25 protein-coding genes are annotated in these 26,255 nt (G+C 68.7%); 7 read left to right on the forward strand and 18 right to left on the reverse strand.

The features are described 5' to 3' along the window. Window positions 1–13 precede the first annotated feature (13 nt). Genes C1925_RS14965 through pdeM form a run of 4 tightly spaced genes read left to right on the forward strand, consistent with a single transcriptional unit; the run spans window position 14 to window position 5,703 of the window. A complete protein-coding gene (locus C1925_RS14965; RefSeq protein WP_108769578.1) occupies window positions 14–1,012 on the forward strand; it encodes a ligase-associated DNA damage response exonuclease in 999 nt (332 codons plus the stop codon). Continuing rightward, the gene (locus tag C1925_RS14970) at window positions 1,009–2,616 is read left to right on the forward strand and encodes an ATP-dependent DNA ligase (RefSeq protein ID WP_108769579.1); all 1,608 of its coding nucleotides are present in this window, start codon (window positions 1,009–1,011) and stop codon (window positions 2,614–2,616) included. Before C1925_RS14965 ends, C1925_RS14970 begins: the two co-directional genes overlap by 4 nt. Next, on the forward strand, window positions 2,613–5,072 hold the full coding sequence (locus tag C1925_RS14975) for a ligase-associated DNA damage response DEXH box helicase (protein ID WP_108769580.1): 2,460 nt from the start codon (window positions 2,613–2,615) through the stop codon (window positions 5,070–5,072). The genes C1925_RS14970 and C1925_RS14975 overlap by 4 nt, the downstream gene beginning before the upstream one ends. After that, window positions 5,062–5,703 (forward strand): ligase-associated DNA damage response endonuclease PdeM, encoded by a 642-nt coding sequence (gene pdeM, locus C1925_RS14980; RefSeq protein WP_108769581.1) that lies wholly within the window; start codon window positions 5,062–5,064, stop codon window positions 5,701–5,703. Before C1925_RS14975 ends, pdeM begins: the two co-directional genes overlap by 11 nt. Before the next feature lie 27 nt (window positions 5,704–5,730). Here pdeM and C1925_RS14985 read toward each other — a convergent pair whose 3' ends face one another. From C1925_RS14985 to C1925_RS15020, 8 genes are all read right to left on the reverse strand, one after another. After that, the gene (locus tag C1925_RS14985) at window positions 5,731–6,000 is read right to left on the reverse strand and encodes a hypothetical protein (protein ID WP_108769582.1); all 270 of its coding nucleotides are present in this window, start codon (window positions 5,998–6,000) and stop codon (window positions 5,731–5,733) included. A 177-nt stretch (window positions 6,001–6,177) separates the two neighbouring features. Further along, entirely contained in the window at window positions 6,178–7,446 is a 1,269-nt protein-coding gene (locus C1925_RS14990) for an NAD(P)/FAD-dependent oxidoreductase (RefSeq protein ID WP_108769583.1), read from the reverse strand. Window positions 7,447–7,649: 203 nt separating this feature from the next. Continuing rightward, the gene (locus tag C1925_RS14995) at window positions 7,650–7,856 is read right to left on the reverse strand and encodes a cold-shock protein (protein WP_005410590.1); all 207 of its coding nucleotides are present in this window, start codon (window positions 7,854–7,856) and stop codon (window positions 7,650–7,652) included. Window positions 7,857–7,943: 87 nt separating this feature from the next. Continuing rightward, complete coding sequence (locus C1925_RS15000) at window positions 7,944–8,690, reverse strand: S-methyl-5'-thioinosine phosphorylase (RefSeq protein ID WP_079222739.1); 747 nt, start codon at window positions 8,688–8,690, stop codon at window positions 7,944–7,946. Window positions 8,691–8,780: 90 nt separating this feature from the next. Next, window positions 8,781–9,335 (reverse strand): hypoxanthine-guanine phosphoribosyltransferase, encoded by a 555-nt coding sequence (locus C1925_RS15005; RefSeq protein ID WP_079222740.1) that lies wholly within the window; start codon window positions 9,333–9,335, stop codon window positions 8,781–8,783. Then, entirely contained in the window at window positions 9,335–10,342 is a 1,008-nt protein-coding gene (nagZ, locus tag C1925_RS15010; protein ID WP_108769584.1) for a beta-N-acetylhexosaminidase, read from the reverse strand. Before nagZ ends, C1925_RS15005 begins: the two co-directional genes overlap by 1 nt. A gap of 159 nt (window positions 10,343–10,501) precedes the next feature. After that, window positions 10,502–11,194: a DsbA family oxidoreductase gene (locus C1925_RS15015; RefSeq protein ID WP_108769585.1), complete on the reverse strand. Its 693-nt coding sequence runs from the start codon at window positions 11,192–11,194 to the stop codon at window positions 10,502–10,504. Window positions 11,195–11,277: 83 nt separating this feature from the next. After that, window positions 11,278–11,763, reverse strand: a complete 486-nt coding sequence (locus tag C1925_RS15020) for a CYTH domain-containing protein (RefSeq protein WP_108769586.1) — start codon at window positions 11,761–11,763, stop codon at window positions 11,278–11,280. Window positions 11,764–11,856: 93 nt separating this feature from the next. Between C1925_RS15020 and C1925_RS15025 the strand changes: the two genes are divergently transcribed. Then, the gene (locus C1925_RS15025) at window positions 11,857–12,450 is read left to right on the forward strand and encodes a hypothetical protein (protein ID WP_159097535.1); all 594 of its coding nucleotides are present in this window, start codon (window positions 11,857–11,859) and stop codon (window positions 12,448–12,450) included. A gap of 1 nt (window position 12,451) precedes the next feature. On the opposite strand, the gene rlmD is transcribed toward C1925_RS15025, so the two are convergent. Further along, on the reverse strand, window positions 12,452–13,786 hold the full coding sequence (rlmD, locus tag C1925_RS15030) for a 23S rRNA (uracil(1939)-C(5))-methyltransferase RlmD (RefSeq protein WP_108769588.1): 1,335 nt from the start codon (window positions 13,784–13,786) through the stop codon (window positions 12,452–12,454). A 134-nt stretch (window positions 13,787–13,920) separates the two neighbouring features. On the opposite strand from rlmD, the gene C1925_RS15035 reads away from it, so the two are divergent. Next, window positions 13,921–14,637 (forward strand): response regulator, encoded by a 717-nt coding sequence (locus C1925_RS15035; protein ID WP_174213552.1) that lies wholly within the window; start codon window positions 13,921–13,923, stop codon window positions 14,635–14,637. 645 nt (window positions 14,638–15,282) lie between these two features. Here the strand turns inward: C1925_RS15035 and recO are convergent. The 9 genes from recO to rpoE form a co-directional block, all read right to left on the reverse strand. Continuing rightward, window positions 15,283–16,002 (reverse strand): DNA repair protein RecO, encoded by a 720-nt coding sequence (recO, locus tag C1925_RS15045; RefSeq protein ID WP_108769589.1) that lies wholly within the window; start codon window positions 16,000–16,002, stop codon window positions 15,283–15,285. An 18-nt stretch (window positions 16,003–16,020) separates the two neighbouring features. Next, window positions 16,021–16,917, reverse strand: a complete 897-nt coding sequence (gene era, locus C1925_RS15050) for a GTPase Era (protein WP_108769590.1) — start codon at window positions 16,915–16,917, stop codon at window positions 16,021–16,023. After that, window positions 16,914–17,594 (reverse strand): ribonuclease III, encoded by a 681-nt coding sequence (gene rnc / locus C1925_RS15055; RefSeq protein WP_079222748.1) that lies wholly within the window; start codon window positions 17,592–17,594, stop codon window positions 16,914–16,916. Before rnc ends, era begins: the two co-directional genes overlap by 4 nt. After that, the gene (locus C1925_RS15060) at window positions 17,584–17,967 is read right to left on the reverse strand and encodes a DUF4845 domain-containing protein (RefSeq protein ID WP_108769591.1); all 384 of its coding nucleotides are present in this window, start codon (window positions 17,965–17,967) and stop codon (window positions 17,584–17,586) included. Before C1925_RS15060 ends, rnc begins: the two co-directional genes overlap by 11 nt. Before the next feature lie 32 nt (window positions 17,968–17,999). Continuing rightward, a complete protein-coding gene (gene lepB, locus C1925_RS15065; RefSeq protein WP_108769592.1) occupies window positions 18,000–18,794 on the reverse strand; it encodes a signal peptidase I in 795 nt (264 codons plus the stop codon). Between the two features lie 54 nt (window positions 18,795–18,848). Next, window positions 18,849–20,642: a translation elongation factor 4 gene (gene lepA / locus C1925_RS15070; protein ID WP_164075431.1), complete on the reverse strand. Its 1,794-nt coding sequence runs from the start codon at window positions 20,640–20,642 to the stop codon at window positions 18,849–18,851. Window positions 20,643–20,824: 182 nt separating this feature from the next. Then, complete coding sequence (locus C1925_RS15075; protein ID WP_108769594.1) at window positions 20,825–22,360, reverse strand: DegQ family serine endoprotease; 1,536 nt, start codon at window positions 22,358–22,360, stop codon at window positions 20,825–20,827. Window positions 22,361–22,435: 75 nt separating this feature from the next. Beyond that, entirely contained in the window at window positions 22,436–23,311 is an 876-nt protein-coding gene (locus C1925_RS15080; protein ID WP_108769595.1) for a sigma-E factor negative regulatory protein, read from the reverse strand. Continuing rightward, window positions 23,308–23,928 (reverse strand): RNA polymerase sigma factor RpoE, encoded by a 621-nt coding sequence (gene rpoE / locus C1925_RS15085; protein ID WP_079222753.1) that lies wholly within the window; start codon window positions 23,926–23,928, stop codon window positions 23,308–23,310. The genes C1925_RS15080 and rpoE overlap by 4 nt, the downstream gene beginning before the upstream one ends. Before the next feature lie 235 nt (window positions 23,929–24,163). Between rpoE and C1925_RS15090 the strand changes: the two genes are divergently transcribed. Beyond that, on the forward strand, window positions 24,164–26,227 hold the full coding sequence (locus tag C1925_RS15090; protein WP_108769596.1) for a 3-hydroxyacyl-CoA dehydrogenase NAD-binding domain-containing protein: 2,064 nt from the start codon (window positions 24,164–24,166) through the stop codon (window positions 26,225–26,227). Window positions 26,228–26,255: the final 28 nt, after the last annotated feature.

Below are 26,255 nucleotides of genomic sequence, written 5' to 3' on the forward strand. Positions count from 1 at the left end.
CGACAGTGCAGGCATGGCAGTCAAAGACGATCTGGTGGTACTTCGCCCCGAAGGGCTCTACTGCGCCGCGGGCGATTTCCACATCGACCCGTGGCGGCCGGTGCCGCGCGCGGTCATCACCCACGGCCACGGCGACCACGCCCGGCCCGGCATGGGCGAATACCACTGCAGCCCCGGCAGCGCGCCGATCCTGCGCTGGCGGCTGGGCGACGTACCGCTGCAGGTCCATGCCGAAGGCCAACCGTTCACCCTGGGCAAGGTGCAGGTATCGCTGCATCCGGCCGGCCACGTGCTGGGTTCCTCGCAGGTGCGCATCGACGACGGCCGCCAGGTCTGGGTCGCCTCCGGCGACTACAAGCGCCAGCCCGATCCCACCTGCGCGCCGTTCGAAGTGGTGCCCTGCGATACCTTCATCACCGAAGCGACCTTCGCACTGCCGATCTACCGCTGGCCCGATACCGCCGCGGTGGCCGCCGAGATCGTGGCGTGGCGCAGGGAATGCGCGCAGCGCGGCGAAGCGGCCGTGCTGCTCTGCTACTCGCTGGGCAAGGCGCAACGCGTGCTCGGCGAACTGCTGCCGCTGGATGACACGCCGGCGTGGCTGCACGGTGCGGTGGCCAACGGCGTTGCGGTGTACCGCGAGGCGGGCATCCCGATGCTGGAAACGCTGACCGTGGCCGAACAGGGCCGCCAGCCGGAGGCGGCCGGCAAGCTGATCATCGCCCCGCCCTCGGCCGCCGGCACGCCCTGGCTGCGCCGTTTCGGCCGCCATCAGCTCGGTTTCGCCTCGGGCTGGATGCAGCTGCGCGGCAACCGCCGCCGGCGCAACGTCGATCGCGGCTTCGTGGTGTCCGACCATGCCGACTGGCCCGCTCTGCTGCAGACCATCGAGCAGACCGGCGCATCGCGGGTGATCGCTACCCATGGCAATACCGATGCGCTGATCCCGTTCCTGCGCGAACGCGGGGTGGCCGCGGAGGCCTTCCGCACCGATTTCGGGAGCGAGGAATGAAGGCCTTCGCCGCGCTCTACCAGCGGCTGGACCGCAGCACAGCCACGCTGGACAAGCGCGCGGCCCTGGTCGACTACTTCGCCCACGCCGGCGCGCACGACGCGGCCTGGGCGCTGTTCCTGCTCAGTGGCGGCAAGGTCGGCGGCGCACGCCGGAAGATCGCTGCCAGCGGCGAGCTGCGCGCCTGGGTGAGCGAGGAGTCGGGGCTGCCGGCGTGGCTGGTCGAAGACAGCTACGCGCAGGTCGGCGACCTCGCCGAAACACTGACCCTGCTGCTGGATGATCCGGCGCAGCCCGCCCCCGACCGCGCACTGGCCGACTGGATCGAACAGCATCTGCTGGCCGTGGCCAACCAGCCCGAGGACGTGCGCCGTGCCGCCGTGGTGGCCGGCTGGCGGCAGCTGCCGGCCAGCGAACGCCTGGTGTTCAACAAGCTGCTGACCGGCGCGCTGCGCGTCGGTGTTTCGCAGCGGCTGGTGCAGCAGGCACTGGCCGAATGGTCGGGACTGGACATTGCCCGCATCGCCCAGCGCATGCTCGGTGAGTGGGTGCCCACGCCGGGCCTGCTGGCACAACTGCTGTCACCGGAGGAGCTGCCGCTGGACCGCCAGCAGCCCTACCCGTTCTTCCTCGCCTCACCGCTGGAAGGCGAGCCGCAGGAACGCCTGGGCGCGATCGACGACTGGCTGCTGGAATGGAAGTGGGATGGCATCCGCCTGCAGCTGCTGCGCCGCCAAGGTGAAGTGGCGTTGTGGTCGCGCGGCGAGGAGCGGCTGGACGGACGCTTCCCCGAGATCGAACAGGCGGCAGCGGCGCTGCCCGATGGCTGCGTGATCGATGGCGAGCTGCTGGCCTGGGATGAGGCCGACGACGCGCCACGCGCATTCACCGCGCTGCAGACGCGCATCCAGCGCCGCAAGCCAGGTGCGGCAACGCTGCGCAACACGCCGGTGCGCGTGCTCGCCTACGACCTGCTGGAACGCGATGGCCAGGACCTGCGCGAACTGCCGCTGCAGCAGCGGCGCGCACAACTGGCCGAACTGGTCGGCGCGCTCGGCGATGCACGTATCCAGCTGTCGCCCGATGTGCACGCCGACGATTGGGCGCATGCCGCGGACCTGCGCGAAGCATCGCGCGAGCGCGGTGTCGAAGGGCTGATGCTCAAGCGCCGTGATTCGATCTACCAGGCCGGGCGCCGCCGCGGCGATTGGTGGAAGTGGAAGGTCGACCCGCTGACCATCGACGCGGTGCTGCTGTATGCGCAGGCCGGCCACGGCAGGCGCAGCACGCTGTACACCGATTACACCTTCGGCGTCTGGGACGGCGACACCCTGGTACCGGTGGCCAAGGCCTATTCCGGGCTGGACGACAAAGAGATCCTGGCGCTGGACCGCTGGATCCGCGCCAATACCCGCGAACGCTTCGGGCCGGTGCGCAGCGTGCGCGGCGAGCAGGTATTCGAGCTCGGCTTCGAAGCGGTCAACCGCAGCGCGCGGCACAAATCCGGCATCGCCGTGCGCTTCCCGCGCATCCTGCGCTGGCGCCAGGACAAGCCGGCCAGCGAAGCCGACCAGCTGGCGACCCTGCAGGCCCTGGCGCGATGAAGCGCAGCGATGCGCTGCAGCGGCTGCAGGCCTGGTTCGGCAGCCGTGGCTGGAAACCCCTGCCGTTCCAGCGCGCGATGTGGCGCCATTACCTGGCGGGCAGCTCGGGCCTGCTGCACACCCCGACCGGCAGCGGCAAGACGCTGGCCATGTTCGGCGGACCGCTGCTGCAGGCGATGATCGATCCGCTGCCGGCGCCGCCGCGGGCCAATGCGGTGCGCCCGCTGCAGGTGCTGTGGGTGACGCCGCTGCGGGCGCTGGCCAGCGACACTGCACGCGCCCTGCAGGCGCCGATCGAGGGCCTGGGTCTGGGCTGGAAGGTCGGCCTGCGCAGTGGCGACGCCAGCAGCCGCGACCGTCGCCTCGCACGCGAAGGCCGCATCGATGTGCTGGTGACCACGCCCGAGTCGTTGGCCCTGCTGCTCAGCTACCCCGACACGCTGGAGCGCATGCGCCAGCTGCGCTGCGTGGTGGTGGACGAGTGGCACGAACTGATGGGCAACAAGCGCGGCGTGCTGCTGCAGCTGAATCTCGCGCTGCTGCGCGATACGGCACCGGCGATGCAGCTGTGGGGCCTGTCGGCCACGCTGGGCAACCTGCCGCAGGCGCGCGACGTGCTGCTGCCCGGCATGCCCGACACGGTGCAGGTGGAAGGCGCACGACAGCGACCGGTGGCGATCAGCAGCCTGCTGCCCGCCAGCGGTGAGCGCTTCCCGTGGGCCGGGCATCTCGGCCTGGGCCAGCTGTCGCGCGTGCTCGATGCGCTGATGTCCGCGCGCAGCAGCCTGCTGTTCACCAACACGCGCGCGCAGGCCGAACTATGGCACCAGGCGCTGGCGGCGGTCTGGCCGGAAGACGCGCAGACGCTGGCCCTGCACCACGGCTCGCTCGACGCGGGCCTGCGCCAGCAGGTGGAAGACGGCCTGCGCGCGGGCACGCTGCGCTGCGTGGTGGCCACCTCCAGCCTCGACCTCGGCGTGGACTTCCCCGAAGTGGACCAGGTGCTGCAGCTGGGCAGCCCGAAGGGCGTGGCGCGCCTGCGCCAGCGTGCGGGGCGCGCGCGACATCGGCCCGGGGCAAGCGGCAGCGTGCTGTGCGTGCCCACCCATGCCCTGGAGCTGGCCGAGTACGCCGCCGTGCGGCGCGCCCTGCGCGAAGGCATCACCGAACCGCGCACGCCACCCACGCTGTCACTTGACGTGCTGGCCCAGCATGCGGTCAGCCGTGCGCTGGCCGGTGGCTTCAACGCCGATGCGCTGCTTGCGCAGGTACGACGCACGCATGCGTTCGCCGAGCTGCAGGACACGCAGTGGCAGGACGTGCTCGCGTTCATCGTGCAGGGTGGCCGCGCTTTGGCGCAGTACCCCGAGTACCACAAGGTCGTGCTGGACGAGGATGGCCGCTACCGCATGCATGATCGCCGCCAGGCACTGCGCCACCGGCTGTCGATCGGCACCATCAGCAGCGATGGCAGCGTGCGCGTGCAGTTCCTGCGCGGCGGTGGTCTCGGCGCGGTGGAGGAACAGTTCGCCAGCCGCCTGCGCCGCGGCGATCGCTTCCAGTTCGCCGGCCGCCTGCTGGAGCTGGTGCAGCTGCGCGACATGACCGCCTACGTGCGGCTGGCACGTGGCAGCGGCAGCGGCGTGGTGCCACGTTGGCAAGGCGGCCAGCTGCCGTTGTCGCTGGCCCTGGGGCGCGAGCTGGAAGCGGTGCTGTCCGGTGCCGACAACAGCGCCGAGGCGCGCTGGCTGGCGCCACTGCTTGGCCTGCAGGATGACCTGTCGGAACGACCCGCGCCTTCGCGGCTGCTGGTGGAAGACGTGCGCCGTCGCGAAGGGCAGTTCCTGTTCGTCTATCCCTTTGCGGGGCGCCACGTGCACGAGGCGCTGGCGGCACTGCTGTCGCTGCGCCTCACGCGCCTGCAGCGCAACAGCATCGGCTATGCGGTGAATGATCACGGCCTGGTGCTGGCGCCGGCAGAGCCGATCGAACGCGATGCAGCGGCGTGGCAGGCGCTGTTCGATCCGACCGACCTGCTCGACGATCTGCGCGCTGCAGTGAACCTTGGCGAGCTGGCACGCCGGCAGTTCCGTGGCATCGCCCGCGTCGCCGGCCTGCTGGTGCCGAGCCTGCCCGGCGGCATGCCGCGCTCGCTGCGCCAGCTGCAGGCCTCGGCGGGCCTGCTGTACGACGTGCTGCGCGAACACGACCCGGGCCACCTGCTGCTGGCGCAGGCCGAACAGGAAGTCCTCACCGATGCACTCGACCTGCCCGGCCTGCAGCATGCGCTGCAGCGTATCGGCACGCAGGTGGTGTCACTGCTGCAGCCGCCGACGCTGACACCGCTGGGTTTCCCGCTGTGGGCCGAGCGCCTGCGCGGGCAGTTCAGCAATGAAGACTGGCGCACCCGCGTACAGCGCGCGGCACAGCAGCTGGAGCGCCGCCATGGCCACTGAATTGCCGGTGCAGCTGGGCGGCGAGCCGATGTGCCTGCTCGGCGCGCGTGCATTGTGGTGGCCGGCACGCCAGGCGCTGCTGATCGCCGACCTGCACCTGGGCAAGGCCGATGTGTTCCGTCGCGCCGGCATCGCCCTGCCCAGCGGCGGTACTGACGGCGACCTGCAACGCCTGCAGGCGCTGGTGCAGCAGCAGGAGTGTCGCGAACTGTGGATCCTCGGCGACATCCTGCACGGGCCCGCGCATCGCGCGGCCTGGCATCGGCAATGGCTCGGCTGGCGCGAGCAACATGCCGCACTGGACGTACACGTGGTGCGCGGCAACCATGACCGGCAGCTGCCGCATGCAGCGCTGCAGGTACAGATCCACGACGACCTGCGGCTGGGACCGTTCCTGCTCTGCCACGAGCCGCGACAGGCTGACGATACCCATGTGATCGCTGGCCACGTGCATCCACAGGTCGCCCTGCCGGCTTTGCGGCGGCGCTTTCCTGCATTCTGGCTGCGGCAGGCACAGACGGTGCTGCCCGCGTTCTCGGCATTCACCGCCGGTGTGGTGCCACCGCGGCAAAGCGGCGAACAATGGATCGCCTGCGTGGACAACCAACTGGTCGCGCTGCCCGTGCGATGACGACGGGCGGACGGACCTGCGCCGGGTTCAGGCCGGGCGCGCGAGCAGTTCCGGCATCATCCGGAAATCAGCTTTGTTGTCATCGCTGTGGCGTGGCAGTGCCTGGATGGCGACCAGCATTTCCCGCGCGCAGGTACGGATGCGCGCATGGTGCGCTGGTGCCGAATGGCTGATCAGGCTGCCCACATGGAACTCGAACACATCTTCCAGGACGTCGGGCTGGTCCTCGTGCAGCATCTGCAGCAGACCCCTCAGCTTGCAGATTTCCGATTCCAGCTCATCGACCGCGAACAACATGGCATCCTCCTCGAATACTGCGGCGCATCCGGGCCGCAACAGGCCGCGACGGCAGTGCCGCCCGGCCACGCGCGATGTCTGATCACGGAAAGGAAAACGGGCGACGCGCCAATGGCGTGCTCCCCTCTTCTCGCATATCCAGGGTGATGTGTTCGTTAATTGCCGTGACGACGCGGTTCAGGCACGCAGCGGAATCGGGCTGATCGGCAGGCCTGCCGGGGCCTGTGCAAGCGCGTCGATGAAAGCCGGATCCAGCGCCATCGCACCGAACCAGCCGTGCTGGGTGCCACTGAGCACGCGCAGCATGTGGCCACGCCCGCCGGGCATGCGTCCCATCGGGCCGAGCAGCACATCGCGCGCCTTGGCCCACACGTCGCGGTCGGACTGGAACAACGGGGTCAGCCAGCGGCTCCAGCGCTGGTAGACCGCCACGTGTGCGCGGCGCTGCGCCTGGTAGGCCAGCAGCGCCGCCTCGCCGCCACCGTGCGTGCGCAGTGCATCGCGCAGGGCCAGCGCGTCCAGCAGGGCCATGTTGACGCCCTGCCCCAGCTGCGGGCTCATCGCATGCGCGGCATCGCCGGCCAGCACCAGGCGGCCCTGGTGCCAGCGCTTCATCACCGCATCGCGGTAGACCGCACGGGCCAGCTGGCCGGCGTCCTGCAGGTGAGCGAAACGTGCACTGGCCTGTGGCCACAACGCGTGCAGCTCGTCCAGCCACGGCGCCATGCCATCGGCCTGCCAGCGCTCGAAATCCGCGCGCGGCAGGCTCCAGAAGAAACTCAGGCGCGGCGTGCCGTCGCCCGGCCGCGTGCCGACCGGCAGCAGCCCGATCATCCTGCGCGCGGCCACGTAGCGCTGGCGCAGCTCGCTCATGTGCGGCCAGTCTTCGGCCGGCAGCAGGCACCACAGCGCGCCCCACGGGTAGACCCTGTCCAGCGCGATGCCCTGCTCGACGCCGCCGCGCAGCGTGGACGCCGCGCCATCGGCAGCCACCACCAGGTCGAATGGTCCGTGCTGGCGCCCTTCGCTGTCGCGCAGGCGGCCCTGTTCGGCATCCACCGAAACGATGGTGGTGCCGGCATGCAGCTGGCCGGCGCCGTCACGGGCCTGGTCCAGCAGCGAGAACAGCGCCCCGCGCTGCATGCCCAGCCCATGCAGGCGTGCATCCAGCCCGGCATAGCCCATGTCCATCACCGCGCGCTCGCACGGCGTATCGCCATACAACCGGTGCACCGGTGCCGCATGCGCGCGCACCTCGTCCAGCAGGCCCATCTGCCACAACACCTGCAGGCCGCTGGGCTGCAGCAGGAAGCCGGCGCCTACCGGCCCCGGCGTCGGTACCCGTTCGAAGATCTCCACCTCGTGGCCATCGCGGGTGAGCAGGATGGCCAATGCCTGGCCGGCGGTGCCGTAGCCGATCACGGCGATGCGCAGTCGTTCCGTCATGCCTGCATTGTGCCCGACGCGGATTGCGAATGGAGGGGGCCGCCGCGAAGGGCATCCACGCATGGCGTGGCTCTACTGGCTGACGGAACGGCGGGCGCTCCGGGACACGCCGTTCCGTCAGCCACACGCGATGCCTGCCAGCCGATGCCGTGCGCAAAAAAAAACCCCGCCGTAGCGGGGTTTTCAACGCACTGTCGAGTGGATCACTCGGCCGGCGTGATGTTCGAAGCCTGGGCACCCTTCGGGCCCTGGGTCACGTCATAAGTGACACGCTGGCCTTCCTGCAGGCTGCGGAAGCCCTTGGAGTTGATGGCGGAGAAGTGCGCGAACACGTCGGCGCTGCCATCCTCCGGCGAGATGAAGCCAAATCCCTTGGCGTCGTTGAACCACTTGACGGTACCGTTCGGCATGTTAATGCGAGACCTTTGCAATGAATGGGTGGTGTACGCTGAACCCGCGTACCGGCTGAGTATGCAAAGCTTGCCCGAGGATGACAATCACCCCCGCGCCAATTCGCCGACCAGTTCCGGAAGTCCGTTGCTGGCGGCCTGCACGTTGGCCAGCACTTCGGCCATGGTGATCTCCTCGCCGTCACCGCAGCCTGCGGCCCAGTTCGCCACGATCGCCAGGCAGGCGTAATCCAGCCCCAGCTCCCGTGCCAGCGCGGCTTCCGGCATGCCGGTCATGCCCACCAGGTCGCAGCCGTCACGGCGCATGCGGGCGATTTCGGCGATGGTTTCCAGGCGCGGGCCCTGGGTGGCGCCGTAGCAGCCGCCATCGTGCACCTTCACGCCGGTCACCTTTGCCGCGGCCAGGATTTTGCTGCGCAGCATCGGCGTATAGGGGTGGCCGAAGTCCACGTGCACCACGTCGGTGCCCTCTTCTTCGCAGATCGTGCTGATCCGGCCCCAGGTGTAATCGATGATCTGGTCCGGGCAGGCCAGCACGCGCGGACCGAAATCGTCACCGATGCCGCCCACCGTGTTCAGCGCCAGCACCCGCTGCGCGCCGATCTGCTGCAGCGCAGCCAGGTTGGCGCGGTAGTTGATCTTGTGCGGCGGCAGCGAATGGCCCTCGCCATGGCGCGCCAGGAAGGCCACGCGGTTGCCGAGCAGCGTGCCCACGCGCACCGGGCCGGACGGACGACCGAAACGGGTCTCGACCTCGTGCGTCTGCACGTCGTCGAGCTTGGCCAGGTTGTAGACACCGGTGCCGCCAATCACGGCCAGGGCAATCTGTTGCATGCAATGCACTCCAGGAAAGACAAACGCCGGCACCCGAAGATGCCGGCGCGAGACAGGACAGGACAAGGACAGGCCGCGAACGGCCCGCCTTTATTCCTTCATCGCGTAGATGGCCGGCACGCAGCGCAGGGTTTCGTTGACGTCCATGCCGAAGCCGAAGACATAACGGTCAGGCAGTTCGATGCCGGCGTAGTCAGCGGTGACGTCCGGCAGGCCGCGGTCGTGCTTCTTCACGGTCATCGCCGCGATGCGCACGTCGGTGGCGCCCTGTTCCAGGCACCAGGTGCGCACGCCCTGCAGGGTGTAGCCCTCGTCGAGGATGTCGTCGACCAGCAGCACGCGGCGGCCGAACAGCGCGGTGGCCGGCTTGTGCTTCCACACCAGGTCGCCGCCGGTGGTTTCACCGCGGTAACGGGTGGCGTGCAGGTAATCGAACTGCACGTCCTGGCCGCGCGCGCCCAGCTCCAGCGCCAGCTGGCCGGCGAACGGCAGCGCACCGTGCATGATGGACAGGAACAGCGGGACCTCGCCCTCGTAGTCGCGTGCGATCGCGTCGGCGATGCTGGCGATGGCCTTGTCGATGGTGGGACGGTCGACCAGCAGGTCGGCCTGGGCCAGGGCCTGGGAAATGGTGAGGTTCGGCATCAGACGGTTCTTCCAAGGGTGTGGAGCAAACGGGATTGGGTGTCGCCATGGCGGGCATCGGCCAGCAGGCCATCCCAGCCAAGCGCGCCGCGGCCAAGCAGGCCCAGCAGCGCAGCGGTATTGAGGGAGCGTCCCTGCACGGCGTGCAGGGCTTCATCGACCAGTTCGGGGTGGCAGACCAGCACGACGTCGCAGCCGGCATCCAGGTGCGCGTGCACGCGGGCCGGTACGCCGCCGGCGCTGTGCGAGGCGGCCATACCGATGTCATCGGAGAACACCACGCCACGGAAGCCGAGCTCGCCGCGCAGGATGTCCTGGATCCAGCGCGGCGAATAGCCGGCCGGTTCCGCCGCCACCTGCGGGTAGATCACGTGCGCCATCATCACCGCATCCGCACCGGCGGCGATGCCGGCACTGAACGGGACCAGGTCCTGCGCGCGCAGTTCATCCAGCCCGCGCGGGTCGATGGCGGTGTCGACGTGGGTGTCTTCCAGCACGGTGCCGTGGCCGGGGAAATGCTTGAGGGTGGCGGCCATGCCGGTGGCGTGCATGCCACGCACGTAGGCCGCGGTGAACGCGGCCACCACCTGCGGGTCTTCGCTGAAGGCACGGTTGCCGATGGCGCGGTTGCCGCGGCCGAGGTCGACCACCGGGGCGAAGCTGAGGTCCAGGCCGCTGGCGCGCACTTCGCTGGCCATCAGCCAGGCGTGCTGCTCGGCCATGGCCAGCGCCTGCTGCGGGTCGCTGGCGTACAGCGCGCCGATGTCCTGCAGCGGCGGCAGATCGCTGTAGCCCTCGCGGAAGCGCTGCACGCGACCGCCTTCCTGGTCCACGCAGATCAGCTGCGGGCGCGGGGCGGCGGCGCGGATGGCCGCGCTCAGATCGGTCACCTGCTGGCGCGAGGCGAAGTTGCGCTTGAACAGCACCACCCCGGCCACGGCATCGTGCTGCAGCCAGTCGCGTTCCTGGGCGGTCAGTTCAGTGCCGGCAACGCCGATCAGCAGCATGGTCGATCTCCACTACGGGCGCCCGCATGGCGCAGTGCCGCATTGTCGCAGAACCGGCCGGCAGGCGCAGTGTTCGGGGCAAAGGGGACGCGGGTCAGAGCCCCTTTGGGGATCCGACCCCGGGGTCGGATCCCCGCAAGGGCTCCGACCCCAGCCCGCTCAGACGGCGCAGCCGTCCGGGCCGCAGGCCTCGTCACCGGCAGCGGCGGCGGGGGCGCCCTGCTCGGCGGCGATCTGGCGCAGGGCGTTGGCGAAGGCTTCCGGCGGCTGCGCGCCGGAGATGGCCCAGCGGCCGTCGATGACGAAGGTCGGCACCGAGGAAATGCCCAGTGCGTGGGCTTGGGCCAGCTTGGCTTCCACCTCGGCCAAGCCACGGTCGGAGGCCAGCAGCTGCGCGATCTCGGCGCCGTCCAAGCCGCCGGCCACGCCAGCCTTCACCAGCACCTCGGTGTCGGCCAGGTTCTGGCCGTGCTCGAAGTGGGCGCGGAACAGGGCCTCGCCCACCGCGTCCTGCACGCCGTGCTCGCCAGCCAGCCACAGCACGCGGTGCGCAGGCAGCGTGGTCACCCGCACCTGGCCCTGGCTGAAATCCATCGGCAGGCCTTCGGCGCGCGCGGTGGTCTGGGTCTGGCCAAGGATCTGTTCGGTGCGCTCGGCGCCGCCGAACTTGGCCGCATAGGCCTGACGCAGCGGCACCGGGGTGTCGCCGGCATCCGGATCCAGCTGGAACGGCTGCCACTGGATATCGAGTTCAGGCGCATCGGCGCCCAGCAACTGCACACCCTGCTCGAATCGATGCTTGCCGATCCAGCACCAGGGGCAGACCACGTCGGAGTAGATATCGATCTTCATCCAGACCACATGGGGACCGCCGCCAGCGAAAAAAGGGGACGGAGGGGATTAATTCAATTAATCCCCTCCGTCCCCTTTTGGGTTCACCACTGTGAATACGGGTGGCTGGCCAGGGCGACGTTGTAGTAACGGGTGTCGTCGGTCACTTCGGCACCGGCCCAGTCCGGCAGGTCGATGGCCTGGTCGGCGCTGTCCAGTTCGACTTCGGCCACCACCAGCCCGGCGTTGTCGCCGAGGAACTCGTCCACTTCCCAGGTAAGGCCGGCGTGCTCGACCAGGTGCCGGCGCTTGTCGATCAGCCCGCCGACGCAGAGGGCGAGCAGTTCGCGCGCGTCTTCCACCGGAATCGGGTAATCGAACTCCTGGCGGGTGTGGCCGATGGTGCGCGATTTCAGGTTGAGTGCGGCGTGGTCGCCTTCGATGCGCACCCGCACCGAGGCATTCTGGGTGCCGCGATCAAGCGAGCCCATATCGTTGATGTAGCCCTGCGCCATCGGGATCACCCGGTGCGCGGCGGCACGCCAGCCGTCGTGGGTGACGAGGAATTTGCGTTCGATTTCAATGCCCATGCGGCCATTATGCGGGATCGCTGTGACCATGCCGGTACCGCAGGCGATGCGGCAAACCTACAATGACGCCCCCTCCTGCATGGATGCCGGTCGATGCGTCGTCTGCTGTTCCTGTTCTGCTGCTGTACGCCTGCGCTCGCCCCGGCAGCGTCTGTCCCCGACCTGCAACAGGTACAGGCGGCATTGGCCTCGGAAATCGAGTCCGGCCTGCAGGGCAGAAGCATGGGCAGCCAGGTCGCCGCCGCAATGTTCGCGCCTCGCTTGAATTCCCTGCCCTGGTGCGTGCCGGCCGACGATGGCGCGGTCGACTGCAGCGTCGGCTACGAGCGTGGCATCAAGCAGGGCCATCGGATGATGCGGTTGGCGCCGCAGGGCAATGGCTGGCGCCTGCAGTCGACGCGGCTGCAGGCACCGCAGCCGCCGCTGGCGGAACTCGTTCCGCAGCTGCAGGCCCGCATCGAGGAGCTCATCGCCGAAGGCAGCGACGCTTCCGAACGTGCAGCCATGCGTGCGGACTTCGATGGCATGCGCCTGACCGGCCTGGACGGCTGCGAGCTGGACCAGGCCAACGGACAACTACGGTGCGCCCTGCTGCTGGCCTTCGACAGCGGCCACGACGGCCAGCTGACCGTCGGCCTGCAGCGGGTCGGCGACCAGTGGCGCCTGGACCCGCTGCCGGTGAACTGATTCAGCGCTTCTCGAACACCGCGATGCTTTCCACGTGCGCGGTGTGCGGGAACATGTCCATGGCACCGGCGCTGACCAGGGTGAAGCCCTGCTCGTTGACCAGGTAGCCTGCATCGCGGGCCAGCGAGCCCGGGTGGCAGCTGACATAGACGATGCGCTTGAACTGCTTCAGCGGCAGCTGCTGCAGCACTTCGATGGCGCCCGAACGCGGCGGGTCCAGCAGCAGCTTGTCGAAGCCCTGGCGCATCCACGGGGTGCTGCGCTGGTCCTGGGTCAGGTCGGCACTGAAGAACTGCGCATTGGCCAGGCCGTTGCGCTCGGCGTTCTCGCGGGCACGCGTGACCAGGCCGGCATCGCCTTCCACGCCGACCACTTCGCGCACGCGACGGGCCAGCGGCAGGGTGAAGTTGCCCAGGCCGCAGAACAGGTCGAGCACGCGCTCGTCCTCACCCGGTTCCAGCAGGTCCAGGGCGTGGGCGATCATCTTCTCGTTGAGCTTGGCGTTGACCTGGATGAAATCCAGCGGACGGAACGCCAGCTCGACATCCCACGGCTCCAGCCGGAACGACAGCGGCACGCCCTGCCCGTCCAGCGGCTGCACGGTGTCCACGCCGCCGGACTGCAGGTAGATCACGAACTCATGCTGCTGGCCGAACGCGGCCCAGGCGGCACGATCGGCATCGCTGAGCGGCTGCATGTGGCGCACGGTCAAGACCACCGCCTGGTCGCCGGCGATGAATTCGATCTGCGGGATGTCGCGTTTGCCATCGAGCGATTCGATGAAGGTCGACAGCGCTTCGACCTTGGTGCCGATTTCCGGGATCACGGTCAGGCACTGGCTCAGGTCGGCCACGAATCGCGGATCCTGCTCGCGGAAGCCGACCAGGGTCTTGTCCTTCTTCTCGACGCGGCGCACCGAGAAGCGGCCCTTGCGGCGGTAGCCCCAGCTCTCGCCGACCAGCGGCGGCAGCACGGCACCCGGCTTCACGTGGCCGATGCGCTCCAGGTTGTCCATCAGCACGCGCTGCTTGGCGACGATCTGCTGGCCTTCGTCCAGGTGCTGCAGCACGCAGCCGGCGCAGGTACCGAAGTGCGGGCACTTCGGCGTCACCCGCTGCGGCGAGGGCTGCAGCACTTCAACGGTGCGGGCCTCGTCGAAATGACGGTTGCGGGCGGTCGGTTCGGCCATCACCACTTCGCCCGGCAGGGCGCCACTGACGAAGGTGACCTTGCCGCCCTCGCCTTCACGGCGGGCGACGCCACGACCATCATGGCTGAGGTCGAGGATCTCGGTCTGGAACGGAGTACGGTCGATGCGGGAGCGGGATCGGGCCACGTGGCAACAGGCTGCGGGCAAAAATGGGTGCGTATTGTCGCAGATCCGGGCCGAGGGGGCCCGATGGCCGCTTGCGCCCGCCGCCCGCGTGCTTGATGATGGACACAGCTGACATGGAGGCAGCCCTGATGCAGATGAACCCGCGGACCAGCCGGCCCCGCTTCCTGCTTGTCGAGGACGACATCATCAGCCGCGGTTTTTTCAAGGCGGCGTTGGAAACGTTACCAGCGGATGTGGACACCGCTGACTCACTTGCAAGTGCATTGGCCCGCGCCGAGCCGGGCGCCCATGATCTGTGGCTGATCGACGTCAACCTGCCCGATGGCAATGGCGCGCAGCTGCTGCATGAACTGCGCCGCTCGCATCCGGATACGCCTGCCTTGGCCCACACCGCCGATGGCGACGTGAGCATCCATGAGCGCCTGCGCGAAGCGGGCTTCAGCGACACCCTGGTCAAGCCACTGGGCCGCGACCAGCTGCTGAAGGCGGTACGCCGCGCCCTGGTCAACACTCCCGCTGGAGCGACCCCGCCGCCGGCGGCGATCGAGCTGGTGGTGGAGGACTGGGACGAGACGGCAGCCCTGGCGGCCCTGAACGGCCAGCGCAACCACCTGATCGCCCTGCGCGAGCTGTTCCTGGCCGAGCTGCCGGGGGTACGCGACGCAGTGGAACAGGCGGTGGACCAGCACGACGCGTCGAGCCTGCGCAACCAGCTGCATCGGCTGCAGGCCAGTTGCGGGTTCGTGGGGGCGGCGCGGTTGGCGCGTGCGGTGCGGCAGCTGCATCACGCGCCGGAGTCGGTGCCGGCCCAGGCTGGGTTCCGGGCGGCGGTGGCAGCGCTCCTGCACTGAGGGGTGGTTCGGCAGGGCTTGCAGCCCTGCACCTGCTTCAAGCCAGAGCAACGGCCAAAGCCGAAGCGGCATTCCGTGGGATGGCGGGGCACTGTGGGTTTGCGGGGACGCCGTTAACCCATCCATGGGGGCTTGGTCGCCGCATCCATGCGGCTCACACCCCGCAAACCCACAGTGCCCCGCCTTCGACAGTTGGCCGGCGGCTGTTGGAATCTGCTCTTGGTGGGTGCCGACCGTTGGTCGGCACATCTGTCAGATATCGAATTTCTTCTGGGGTCAGAGCCCGTTGCTTCGCAACAGGATCCGACCCCGTGTCGACCAACGGTCGACACCCACCAGAGCGGAACGCCGTTCCGGCAGATCGCGGAGGTCTGTCGAAGGCGGGGTGGGTCCGGTTGAGGGGGTGTGAGCGGCATGGATGCCGCGACCAAGCCCCCATGGGTGAGGGCGCTTTGCTTGCGAAGCACTGCTTCGCGAGCGCCCGAACGCACAGCCGCCAGCGGCTGGGCCGGACCCCGGAGGGGGGTTTACGGCGTCCCCCTCAACCGGACCCACCCCGCCATTCCACGGATAGCCAGCTTCTGCCGTTGACGTTGCTCTGGCTTGAGGCAGGTGCAGGGCTGCAAGCCCTGCCGAACACCCCCCTTACCTCCGGGGAGTGAGCTGCTCGAGGAGTTCCCAGGATTTGAGGCCCTTGGCCCCCAGGTGATGGGACAGCACCCGCCGCATCGGCAGGCGCAGGCTGGCCAGGTCTGTCGCATCTGGCTCGTCGTCCGCCGCCAGTGCCAGCAGCGCCGAGCCCGTTGCCGCCGCCCGGCGTTCGCCACCGCGCTCGCTCAGCAGGCGCTGCGGGCCTTCCTGCGGGTCCAGTTCGTAGCGTGCCGCCGGGTCCACCGGCTGGCCGTCGCTGGCCGTGTCCAGCTCGAAGCCCAGCCCCAGCGCCGCCAGCAGCTCACGCTCGAAACGGCGCAGCGTCCATGCCAGGCCCGCGCCCACCGCCAGCCGCGCGCGCGCCTCGCCGTAGGCCAGGTACAGCTCCGGCAGCGGGTCCTGGCGCGGGGCCAGGCGCAGGGTCAGTTCACTCAGGTAGAAACCGGCCAGCATCGCCTGGCCGACCAGGCGCGGGGCCGCGTCCAGCGCCTCGGCGCCGCGCAGCTGGGCCAGTTCACCGCGCTGCAGGGCACTGAAGCGTATCCACTGCAGCGGCTGCAGGGCCGCGCGCAGCACCTGGCCCTTGGCGGTGGACACACCACGCGCCAGCAGGCCGATGCGGCCGTGCTGCGCACTCAGTACCTCGACCAGCAGGCTGGTCTCGCGGTAGGCCCGTGCATGCAGCACGAACCCGGTGTCGTCCTCGATCAGCATCGAAGCGACCGTCGCGGCTTATTCGTAGCCGAAGGCCTTCAGTGCGGCCTCGTCATCGGACCAGCCTTCACGCACGCGCACCCAGGTTTCCAGGAACACCTTGGCCCCGAACAGACGTTCCATCTGCATGCGGGACTTGGCACCGATGTCCTTCAGGCGGGCGCCGCCCTTGCCGATCACGATGGCCTTCTGGCCTTCGCGCTCGACCCAGATGACCGCACCGATGCGCAGCAGGTTGCCGTCTTCGGTGAAGCGCTCGATCTCCACGGTGGTGGCGTACGGCAGCTCTTCGCCGAGCTGGCGCATCAGCTGTTCACGCACCAGCTCGCCGGCCAGGAAGCGCTGGCTGCGGTCGGTGATCTCGTCCTCGCCGAACATCGGCGGGGCTTCCGGCAGCAGGGCCAGCACGTCGCGGACCAGGGCTTCCAGGCCGTTGCGCTTCTGCGCGGAGATCGGGTGCACGGACGCGAAATCGCGGCCTTCGGTCACCTGCTGCAGGAACGGCAGCAGCGCGCCCTTGTCCTTCATGCGGTCGATCTTGTTGACCACCAGCACCACCGGGATGCCGGCATCGCGCAGCACGTTGAAGGCCAGGCTGTCTTCTTCGTCCCAGCGGCCGGCTTCGATCACCAGCAGGCCGGCGTCGACGCCTTCCAGCGAGCCGCGCGCGGCGCGGTTCATCACCCGGTTCATCGCCCGCTTCTGCACCTTGTGCAGGCCGGGGGTGTCGACCAGCACCAGCTGGCCTTCCGGGTAGGTGGCGATGCCCAGCAGGCGATGGCGCGTGGTCTGCGGGCGGTTGGAGACGATGCTGACCTTGGCGCCGACGAGGGCGTTGGTCAGGGTCGACTTGCCCACGTTCGGGCGGCCGATGACGGCCACGCTGCCGCAATGATGGGGAGTTTGTTCGCTCACTTGGAATCCAGTTGTTCTAGGACGGCCGCAGCCGCTTGTTGTTCGGCAAGCCGGCGCGAAGGGCCTTCACCCTCGGTGCTGGCGGCAGGGTCCGCGACGTTGCAGCGTACCCGGAAGTGCTTGGCGTGGTCGTCACCGGATTCTGACACCAGTTCGTACTGCGGCAACGCCTTCTGTCGGGCCTGCAGCCATTCCTGCAGGCGGGTCTTGGGGTCCTTCTCCGGCCGGCCGGTGGCCGGCAGGGCCTCCATCGAGGCGGCGAACCAGGGCAGCACGACCGCCCGGCAGGCCTCGAAGCCCACATCCAGGTAGATCGCGGCCACCACGGCCTCGAGGGCGTCGGCCAGGATCGAGTCGCGGCGGTGGCCACCGGACTTCAGTTCGCCCGGGCCCAGGGTCAGCCGCTCACCCAGTTCCAGGGTGCGGGCGATCACCGCCAGCGCGCCTTCACGCACCAGCTCGGCGCGGGCGCGGGTCATCGCGCCCTCGTCGGCCTTGGGCCAGCGCTGGTACAGCGCCTCGGCGACCATCATGTTGACGATGCTGTCGCCGAGGAATTCCAGGCGCTCGTTATGCGGCGCACCGGCACTGCGATGGGTCAGCGCCTGCTTGAGCAGGGCTGGATCGCTGAAAACGTGACCGATCAGGTCACCACGTTGGATGAATTTACTGGGCACCGCTACGAACGAGGTCCTGGGATGATTCGAACTTGCCAACCACGTCGAGGTTGCCCACCAGCGGGCGACGCACTTCGTAATTGACGTTGAGGGTCCAGCCGTTGTCACGACGGTTGAACTTGACGTTGGCCGGCTTCACGTTGTCCGAGTAGTTGATGTACAGGCGCTTGAAGAACAGTTCCTGGATCTGCGCCGGCGCCATGGTGCCGACGCTGGGCTCCTTGGCCAGGCTCTTCATCGCCGAGCGCACGGCGTAGTACTCCTGGTACATCGGGAACAGCTTCATGCCGATGTACAGGAAGAAACCAACCACGATCAGGACCACCAGGAAGGAGGTCAGGGTCATGCCGCGCTGCGTGTTCATCTTCTTCATTGCGTTCTCCCCAGATACGCGTGGATGTGAAGTCAGTTGATGCCCGAGCCGATCCGCGACGGCTGGAAGCCATCCTTGCAAAACCAGCCCTGGCAGTTCAGCCAGATCAGGAACGCACGACCGCGCAGGTTTTCTTCCGGCAGCAGGCCCCAGAAACGGCCGTCATCGCTGTTGTCGCGATTGTCGCCCATCACCAGGTATTTGCCAGCCGGCACGGTCCACTGGCCCTGGCCGCGAGGATAGTCGGTCTCCAGCACGGTGTGGGTGCGGCCCGGCAGGTGCTCGACCAGCAGGTTGGCGCCCTCGCCCTGGCCCTTGTCGCCGGCGTAGATGCCCTTGTTGTCGTACTTCAGCGGCTCGCCATTGAGGATGACGCCGTCGCCTTCGAAGACCACGGTGTCGCCCGGCACGCCGATGACGCGCTTGATGAAGTTCTCGCCCTTGGCCGGATCGTTGTCGCTGTGGCCCGGGAAGTGGAACACCACCACGTCGCCGCGCGACGGTTCGCCGAACGGCACGAACTTGGTGTTGGTGATCGGCAGGCGCAGGCCGTAGGAGAACTTGTTGACCAGGATGAAATCGCCGATCAGCAGGTTCGGCATCATCGAGCTGGACGGGATCTTGTACGGCTCGGCAATGAAGCTGCGCACGATCAGCACCACCACCAGCACCGGGAAGAAGGCGCGTGAGTAGTCCACCAGCACCGGCTCGGTATCCAGCAGGCCGGCGCGCTGGGCGCGGCGCTTGGCCAGGTAAAGCTTGTCGGCCAGCAGGATCAGGCCCGAGGCCAGGGTCAGTACGACCAGGAGGATCTCAAACAATTTCATTCAGGGTCCTTTGCAACGTCACCGGACGAACGGCCCCGAAGGGCCGCTGCGGGTTTACTTGTTGTCCATCTGCAGCACGGCCAGGAAGGCTTCCTGCGGGATTTCCACGCGGCCGACCTGCTTCATGCGCTTCTTGCCTTCCTTCTGCTTTTCCAGAAGCTTCTTCTTGCGCGAGACGTCGCCACCATAGCACTTGGCCAGCACGTTCTTGCGCATGGCCTTGACCGTGGTGCGGGCGATGATCTGCGAGCCGACGGCGGCCTGGATGGCCACGTCGAACTGCTGGCGCGGGATCAGGTCCTTCATCTTCTCGCACAGCTCGCGGCCGCGGCGGTCGGCATGGCTGCGGTGCACGATCAGCGACAGGGCGTCGACCTTGTCACCGTTGATCAGCACGTCCACGCGCACGAACGGGCCGGCGTCGAAGCGCACGAAGTGGTAATCCAGCGAGGCATAGCCACGGCTGACCGACTTCAGCTTGTCGAAGAAGTCCAGCACCACTTCGGCCATCGGCAGCTCGTAGCTGATCTGCACCTGGCTGCCCAGGTAGTTGATGCCGAGCTGGCTGCCGCGCTTCTCTTCGCACAGCTTGATGATGTTGCCGATGTACTCCTCGGGGGTGAGCACGTTGGCGCGGATGATCGGCTCGCGGATCTCCTCGACATGGTTGACCGGCGGCAGCTTGGCCGGGTTGTCCATGTTGACGATGGTGCCGTCGGTCTTCAGGACTTCATAGATCACCGTCGGCGCGGTGCTGATCAGATCCAGGTTGTATTCGCGTTCCAGGCGCTCCTGCACGATTTCCATGTGCAGCATGCCGAGGAAGCCGCAGCGGAAGCCGAAGCCCATCGCCTCGGAGCTTTCCGGCTCGAAGCGCAGGGCCGCGTCGTTCAGGCGCAGCTTGTCCAGCGCTTCGCGCAGGTCCGGGTAGTCCTCGGCGTCGACCGGGAACAGGCCGGCGAACACGCGCGGCTGCATTTCCTGGAAGCCCGGCAGCGGCTTCGGCGCCGGATCGGCGGCCAGGGTCAGCGTATCGCCGACCGGCGCACCGTGGACGTCCTTGATGCTGGCGGTGACCCAGCCCACTTCACCGGCACGCAGCGCCGGCAGCACCTTGCGCTTGGGCGTGAACACGCCGACGTTGTCGACCTGGTGGGTACGGCCGGTGGACATGACCTGCAGCTTGTCGCCGGCCTTGATCTGGCCCTGCATGACGCGCACCAGCGAGACCACGCCCAGGTAGTTGTCGAACCAGGAGTCGATGATCAGCGCCTGCAGCTTGTCGGTATCGCGCGGCACCGGGGCCGGAATGCGATGCACGATGGCTTCCAGCACGTCCTGCACGTTCAGGCCGGTCTTGGCGCTGACCGGCACGGCGTCGGCGGCATCGATGCCGATGACGGCCTCGATCTCGGCCTTGGCGCGGTCGATGTCGGCGGTGGGCAGGTCGATCTTGTTGATCACCGGCACCACTTCCAGGCCCTGCTCGACGGCGGTGTAGCAGTTGGCCACCGACTGCGCTTCCACGCCCTGGGCGGCATCGACCACCAGCAGCGCGCCTTCGCAGGCGGCCAGCGAACGGCTGACTTCATAGGAGAAGTCGACGTGGCCGGGGGTGTCGATGAAGTTCAGGTGGTAGGTCTGGCCGTCCTTCGCTACGTACGGCAGCGAGACCGACTGGGCCTTGATGGTGATGCCACGCTCGCGCTCGATCGGGTTCGAATCGAGCACCTGCGCTTCCATCTCGCGGGCCTGCAGGCCGCCGCAAAGCTGGATGATGCGGTCGGCCAGCGTGGACTTGCCGTGGTCGACGTGGGCAATGATGGAGAAGTTGCGGATGTTCCGCATCGAATCAGAAGACATAGGTGGCGGCGGCGCGCGGCGTCGTCAGGGTAACGGTCGATTATCGCATGCCCGGGGCCCTGCCGCGAAAGCGGCCTGATCGGGCCGGGCCCGGAATGGCCGAAGCCCCGCCGGGGCGGGGCTTCGGGGGGAGTGACAGGGCCGCCCGGGGGGCGGCCGTGAAGGCCTTACTGGCCGGCCTTGACCGCCACGAAGGCGCTGTTGCCGCTGCTGGCACGGACCAGCAGCAGGACCACATCGCCCTTCTTGTAGGGCGACAGCGCGCGGTTGAGCGCATCGACACTGCCGACCGGGGTGTTGCCGACGCGCAGGACGACCATGCCCGGGGCCAGGCCGGCGTCACGGGCACCCTCGCCCTTGACCCCGGTGATGCGCACGCCCTCGCCCGATTCCAGGCCCAGCTGCTTGCGCTGCACCGCGTTGAGCTCGGTCACGTCCAGGCCCAGCAGGGCATTGGCACCGGACTGCGGCGCGGCGTCGGCATTGGCAGCAGCCGGGCCGCGGGCGTTGTCCTGGCCGTCATCGGTCAGGGCGGTCAGGGTGGCGCTGAGCTCACGCGGCTTGCCATCGCGGTAGACCACCAGGCTCACCTTGCTGCCCGGGGCCATCGCGCCGATCAGCGGCGGCAGGTCGGACCAGGTGTTGACCGTGCTGCCGTTGACCGAGCGGATGACATCGCCCAGCTGCACGCCGGCCTTGGCCGCGGCACTGCCGGGCACGATCTGGTTGACCAGCGCGCCACGGCTGTCCGGCAGACCCAGGCCCTGCGCCTTCAGCGAATCGATCGGTTCGACCACCGCGCCCAGCTGGCCACGGGTGACCTTGCCGCTCTTCTTGATCTGCTCGACCGCGCTCATCGCCAGGTCGATCGGGATCGCGAAGCTGATGCCCATGTAGCCGCCGGAGGCGGAGAAGATCTGCGAGTTGATGCCGACCACTTCACCGCGGGTGTTCAGCAGCGGGCCACCGGAGTTGCCCTGGTTGATCGCCACGTCGGTCTGGATGAAGGGCACATAGCGCTGGTCCGGACCGCCGGTGCTGCGGCCGACGGCACTGACCACGCCGGCGGTGACCGAATGGTCGAGGCCGAACGGCGAGCCGATCGCGACAACCCACTGGCCCGGCTTGAGGGTGTTGGAATCGCCCACGCGCACGGTCGGCAGGTTCTTGCCGTCGATCTTCAGCAGGGCCACGTCGTACTGCTGGTCGCTGCCGACAACCTTGGCGGTGAACTCGCGGCTGTCACCCAGCTTCACCTTCACCTCGCTGGCGTCGGCCACCACGTGGTAGTTGGTCAGCACGTAGCCGTCGGGCGAGATGATGAAGCCCGAGCCCATGCCCCGGCCCTTGATGCTGGGGCCGCCGTCCTGGCCACCCTGGCCCTGCCCCGGCATCGGGAAGTCAGGGCCGAAGAAGCGGCGGAAGAACTCCGGCATGTCGTCGTCGCCCATCGGGCCGCGCGACGCCTGGCGGTTGTTGCGCACGATGGTGACGTCGACGTTGACCACGCCGGGGCCGACCTGTTCGACCAGGTTGGTGAAATCAGGCAGGCCGCTGACCAGCGGTTGCGCCGGGGCACGCGGCGCGGCGGCGGCGGCCGGGGCCGCCTGCGGTGCGGTCGGCGCGGCGGGCTGGGCACAGGCCACCAGCGGCAGGGTCAGGGCGAGCAGGCCCATGGCCTGCGTGCGGAGTCGGTGAGTCATCGGACGGCAACCTCCGGATCGGATGGAGAGGGGGAAGGAGGGCCCCGCCAGTGGCGGGGCATGGGCCCGCACGTGTCAGTCGCGCGGGCGCTGCGGCGCTGGCAGTTCTTCCTGCAGGCGCGGTTCGAACGGGTAGAACGCGGCGCCACCGGACGAGGTCGGGAAGTTGGCGTTGAGCGCGCCGCCCCCGGCCGGGGCCAGGCTGGACTTCGGCCACGGCCGGGCCTGCAGGCTGCCGACATCGCCGAAGGGCAGGTGGCGGGTGCTGCTGGCCGGCACGCTGGGGCTCAGCGCCGGCTGCGCGGCGGCCACCGCACGCTGCGGTGCGTCGTCCCGCTGGGCCACGCGCGCGGCCTGCTGGCTGCGGGTGGCGCTGGCGCGGCGGGCGTCCTGGCGGCGGCTGGCGGCCATCGCCACGGCCGGGGCGGCGACCACGGCCATCGCAGCGGAGTCGGCCGAGGCTTCGGTCACCGCGGCCTGGTCGGGCGCAGGCGCCAGTTCGGCCTGGCTGGCCACCACCTGCGGCGGCAGGGTCTCGCCGGGACCGGCATCCTTCAGCTTCTCGCCTCCCATGAACAAGGCCACGGCGGCCACCGAGGCGGCCAGTGCGGCACCGCCACCCCAGGCACGCCAACCGGTGCGGCGCACCTGGCGGCGCGGTTCGGCCTGCGGCGCCGATTCGGCAGCAATGGCGGCGGCGACGGCGGCACTGAACCCCGGCGGGGCCAGCAGCGACGCCTGGCCACGCATCACGTCGCCGAGCAGCTGCCAGCGTTCCTGGCTGCCGGACAGTTCCGGGTCGTGTTCCATGCGGCGCAGCAGGAAGCGCGCCTCATCGGCACCAAGCTCGCCATCGACCAGGGCCGACAGCTGTTCGCTGTGGCGCTGGTCCAGGCGCTGCCCGGCGGGGGATTGGTGGTTCTGCGATTCGTTCAACGGACTGTGGGTCATACGCGGCTCTTCTCGCGGGTGGCGCTGCCGATGTCCAGCAGCGGCCGGAGTTCAGTGTCGATCGCCTCGCGCGCCCGGAAGATCCGGGACCGCACGGTGCCGATCGGGCACCCCATCTTCTGCGCGATTTCCTCGTAACTCAGGCCTTCCACCTCGCGCAGGGTGATCGCCGACCGGAGCTCTTCCGGCAGCGCGTTGACGGCCTTCATCACCGTCTGTTCCAGCTCCTGGCGCATCAACTCGCGTTCGGGCGTGTCGGTGTCGCGCAGGCGTGTCCCGGTATCGAACTGCTCGGCGTCGCCGATGTCGATGTCATCGGTCGGCGGGCGTCGGTTGTGTGAAGCCAGGTAGTTTTTGGCAGTGTTCACGGCGATCCGATGCAACCAGGTGGAGAACTGGGCATCGCCACGGAAACTTCCGATCGCGCGGTACGCGCGGATGAAAGTGTCCTGGGCGACGTCCTGACATTCGCTCCAGTCGGCGATGTAGCGACCGACCAGACCGACGACCCGGTGCTGGTACTTGCGTACCAGGACATCGAAGGCCGCGCTCTCGCCGCGCTGCACGCGCCGGACCAGTTCCAGATCCAGCTCCTGTGGTGTTTCAACATCGGCCATGAGGGGCCGCACTCCTGTCAGCCCAACCGACGTCGGGCAATGAGACTGCCAATCCCGGGAAAAGTTCAGTCGCCGATCACCTGGCGCCGCACCAGCTTTTAACCACCGTTCCGCTAGCGTCCCGGTCCGGGGCCATGGATCCGGGGTCGCCACACCCCAGCTATAGGGATTTGACGCGGGGGAAACAACCTCTGGATCATAGCCGCTTCTCCATACACAACCGGATGGAACGTTCATGCTCTCAGGCTTCGATGGTCTCCGCTTCAGCCACTGGCACCCCGAGATCCGCGATGACGGCGTGGTCGTGTTGTCTTTGGATCGTCAGGACAGCAGTGTCAACGCGATGTCGCAGGACGTGCTGCTGGAGCTGGGCGACCTGCTCGAGCGCATCGCCCTGGACCCGCCCAAGGGCGTGGTCATCCAGTCGCTGAAGAAGGCCGGCTTCATCGCCGGGGCGGACCTGAAGGAGTTCCAGGAGTTCGACCGCCGCGGCACCGTGAACGACGCGATCCGCCGTGGCCAGTCCACCTACCAGAAGCTGGCCGAGCTGCCCTGCCCCACCGTGGCGGCCATCCACGGCCACTGCCTGGGCGGCGGCACCGAGCTGGCGCTGGCCTGCCGCTACCGCGTGGCCTCCAATGACAGCAGCACCCGCATCGGCCTGCCGGAGACCCAGCTGGGCATCTTCCCGGGCTGGGGCGGCAGCGCGCGCCTGCCGCAGCTGGTGGGCGCGCCCGCGGCGATGGACATGATGCTGACCGGCCGCACCCTGTCGGCCTCGGCCGCCCGCGGCATCGGCCTGGTCGACAAGGTGGTGGCCCCGGCCGTGGTGCTCGATACCGCCGTGGCCCTGGCCCTGTCCGGCACCACCCGCCCGTTCAAGCAGCGCGCGACCGCCTGGGCCACCAACACCTGGCTGGCGCGCAAGCTGCTGGCCCCGCAGATGGTCAAGCAGGTCGCACGCAAGGCGAAGAAAGACCAGTACCCGGCGCCGTATGCGCTGATCAGCACCTGGCAGCGCACCGCCGGCAAGCCGGTGCAGGCGCGCCTGGACGCCGAGCGCCGCGCGGTGGTGAAGCTGGCCAGCACGCCGACCGCGCGCAACCTGATCCGCATCTTCTTCCTGACCGAACGCCTGAAGGGCCTGGGCGGCGGCGATTCCGGCATCCGCCACGTGCACGTGGTCGGCGCCGGCGTCATGGGTGGCGACATTGCCGCCTGGGCCGCCTACAAGGGCTTCGAAGTGACGCTGCAGGACCGTGAGCAGCGCTTCATCGACCCGGCCATGGAGCGCGCGCAGGCGCTGTTCGCCAAGAAAGTGCGCGACGAGAGCAAGCGCCCGGCGGTGGCCGCGCGCCTGCGTGCCGACCTGGAAGGCAACGGCGTGGCCGAGGCCGACCTGGTCATCGAAGCCATCATCGAGAACCCGGAGGCCAAGCGTGCGCTGTACCAGACGCTGGAACCGAAGATGAAGCTGGATGCGCTGTTGACCACCAACACCTCGTCGATTCCGCTGGTGGAGCTGCGCGACCACATCCAGCGCCCGGCCCAGTTCGCCGGCCTGCACTACTTCAACCCGGTCGCGCAGATGCCGCTGGTGGAAATCATCCACCACGACGGCATGGCACCGGAGACCGAACGCCGCCTGGCCGCGTTCTGCAAGGCGCTGGGCAAGTTCCCGGTGCCGGTGGCCGGCAGCCCGGGCTTCCTGGTCAACCGCGTGCTGTTCCCGTACATGCTGGAAGCGGCCACCGCGTATGCCGAAGGCATTCCGGGCCCGGTGATCGACAAGGCCGCGGTGAAGTTCGGCATGCCGATGGGCCCGATCGAACTGATCGACACGGTGGGCCTGGACGTGGCCGCCGGCGTGGGCAAGGAGCTGGCGCCATTCCTGGGCCTGCAGGTGCCCGAGGCACTGGCGACGGTGGACCCGGCCAAGCGCGGCAAGAAGGATGGCCAGGGCATCTACACCTGGGAAAACGGCCGGGCGAAGAAGCCGGACGTGGCCCGCGACTACCAGGCCCCGGCGGACCTGGAAGACCGCCTGATCCTGCCGCTGCTGAACGAGGCGGTGGCCTGCCTGCACGAAGGTGTGGTGGCCGATGCGGACCTGCTGGATGCGGGCGTGATCTTCGGTACGGGCTTTGCCCCGTTCCGTGGTGGTCCGATCCAGCACATCCGCGCGGTGGGTGCCGATGCGATCGTCGAGCGGTTGAAGGCGCTGCAGCAGCGCCACGGCGACCGTTTCGCCCCGCGCCCGGGCTGGGACAACCCGGTCCTGCGCGAACCCGTGGTGTGAGTGTGTCGGCCGGGCCTGCGGCCCGGCA

This window comes from Stenotrophomonas sp. SAU14A_NAIMI4_5 (assembly GCF_003086795.1).
Lineage (GTDB): Bacteria > Pseudomonadota > Gammaproteobacteria > Xanthomonadales > Xanthomonadaceae > Stenotrophomonas.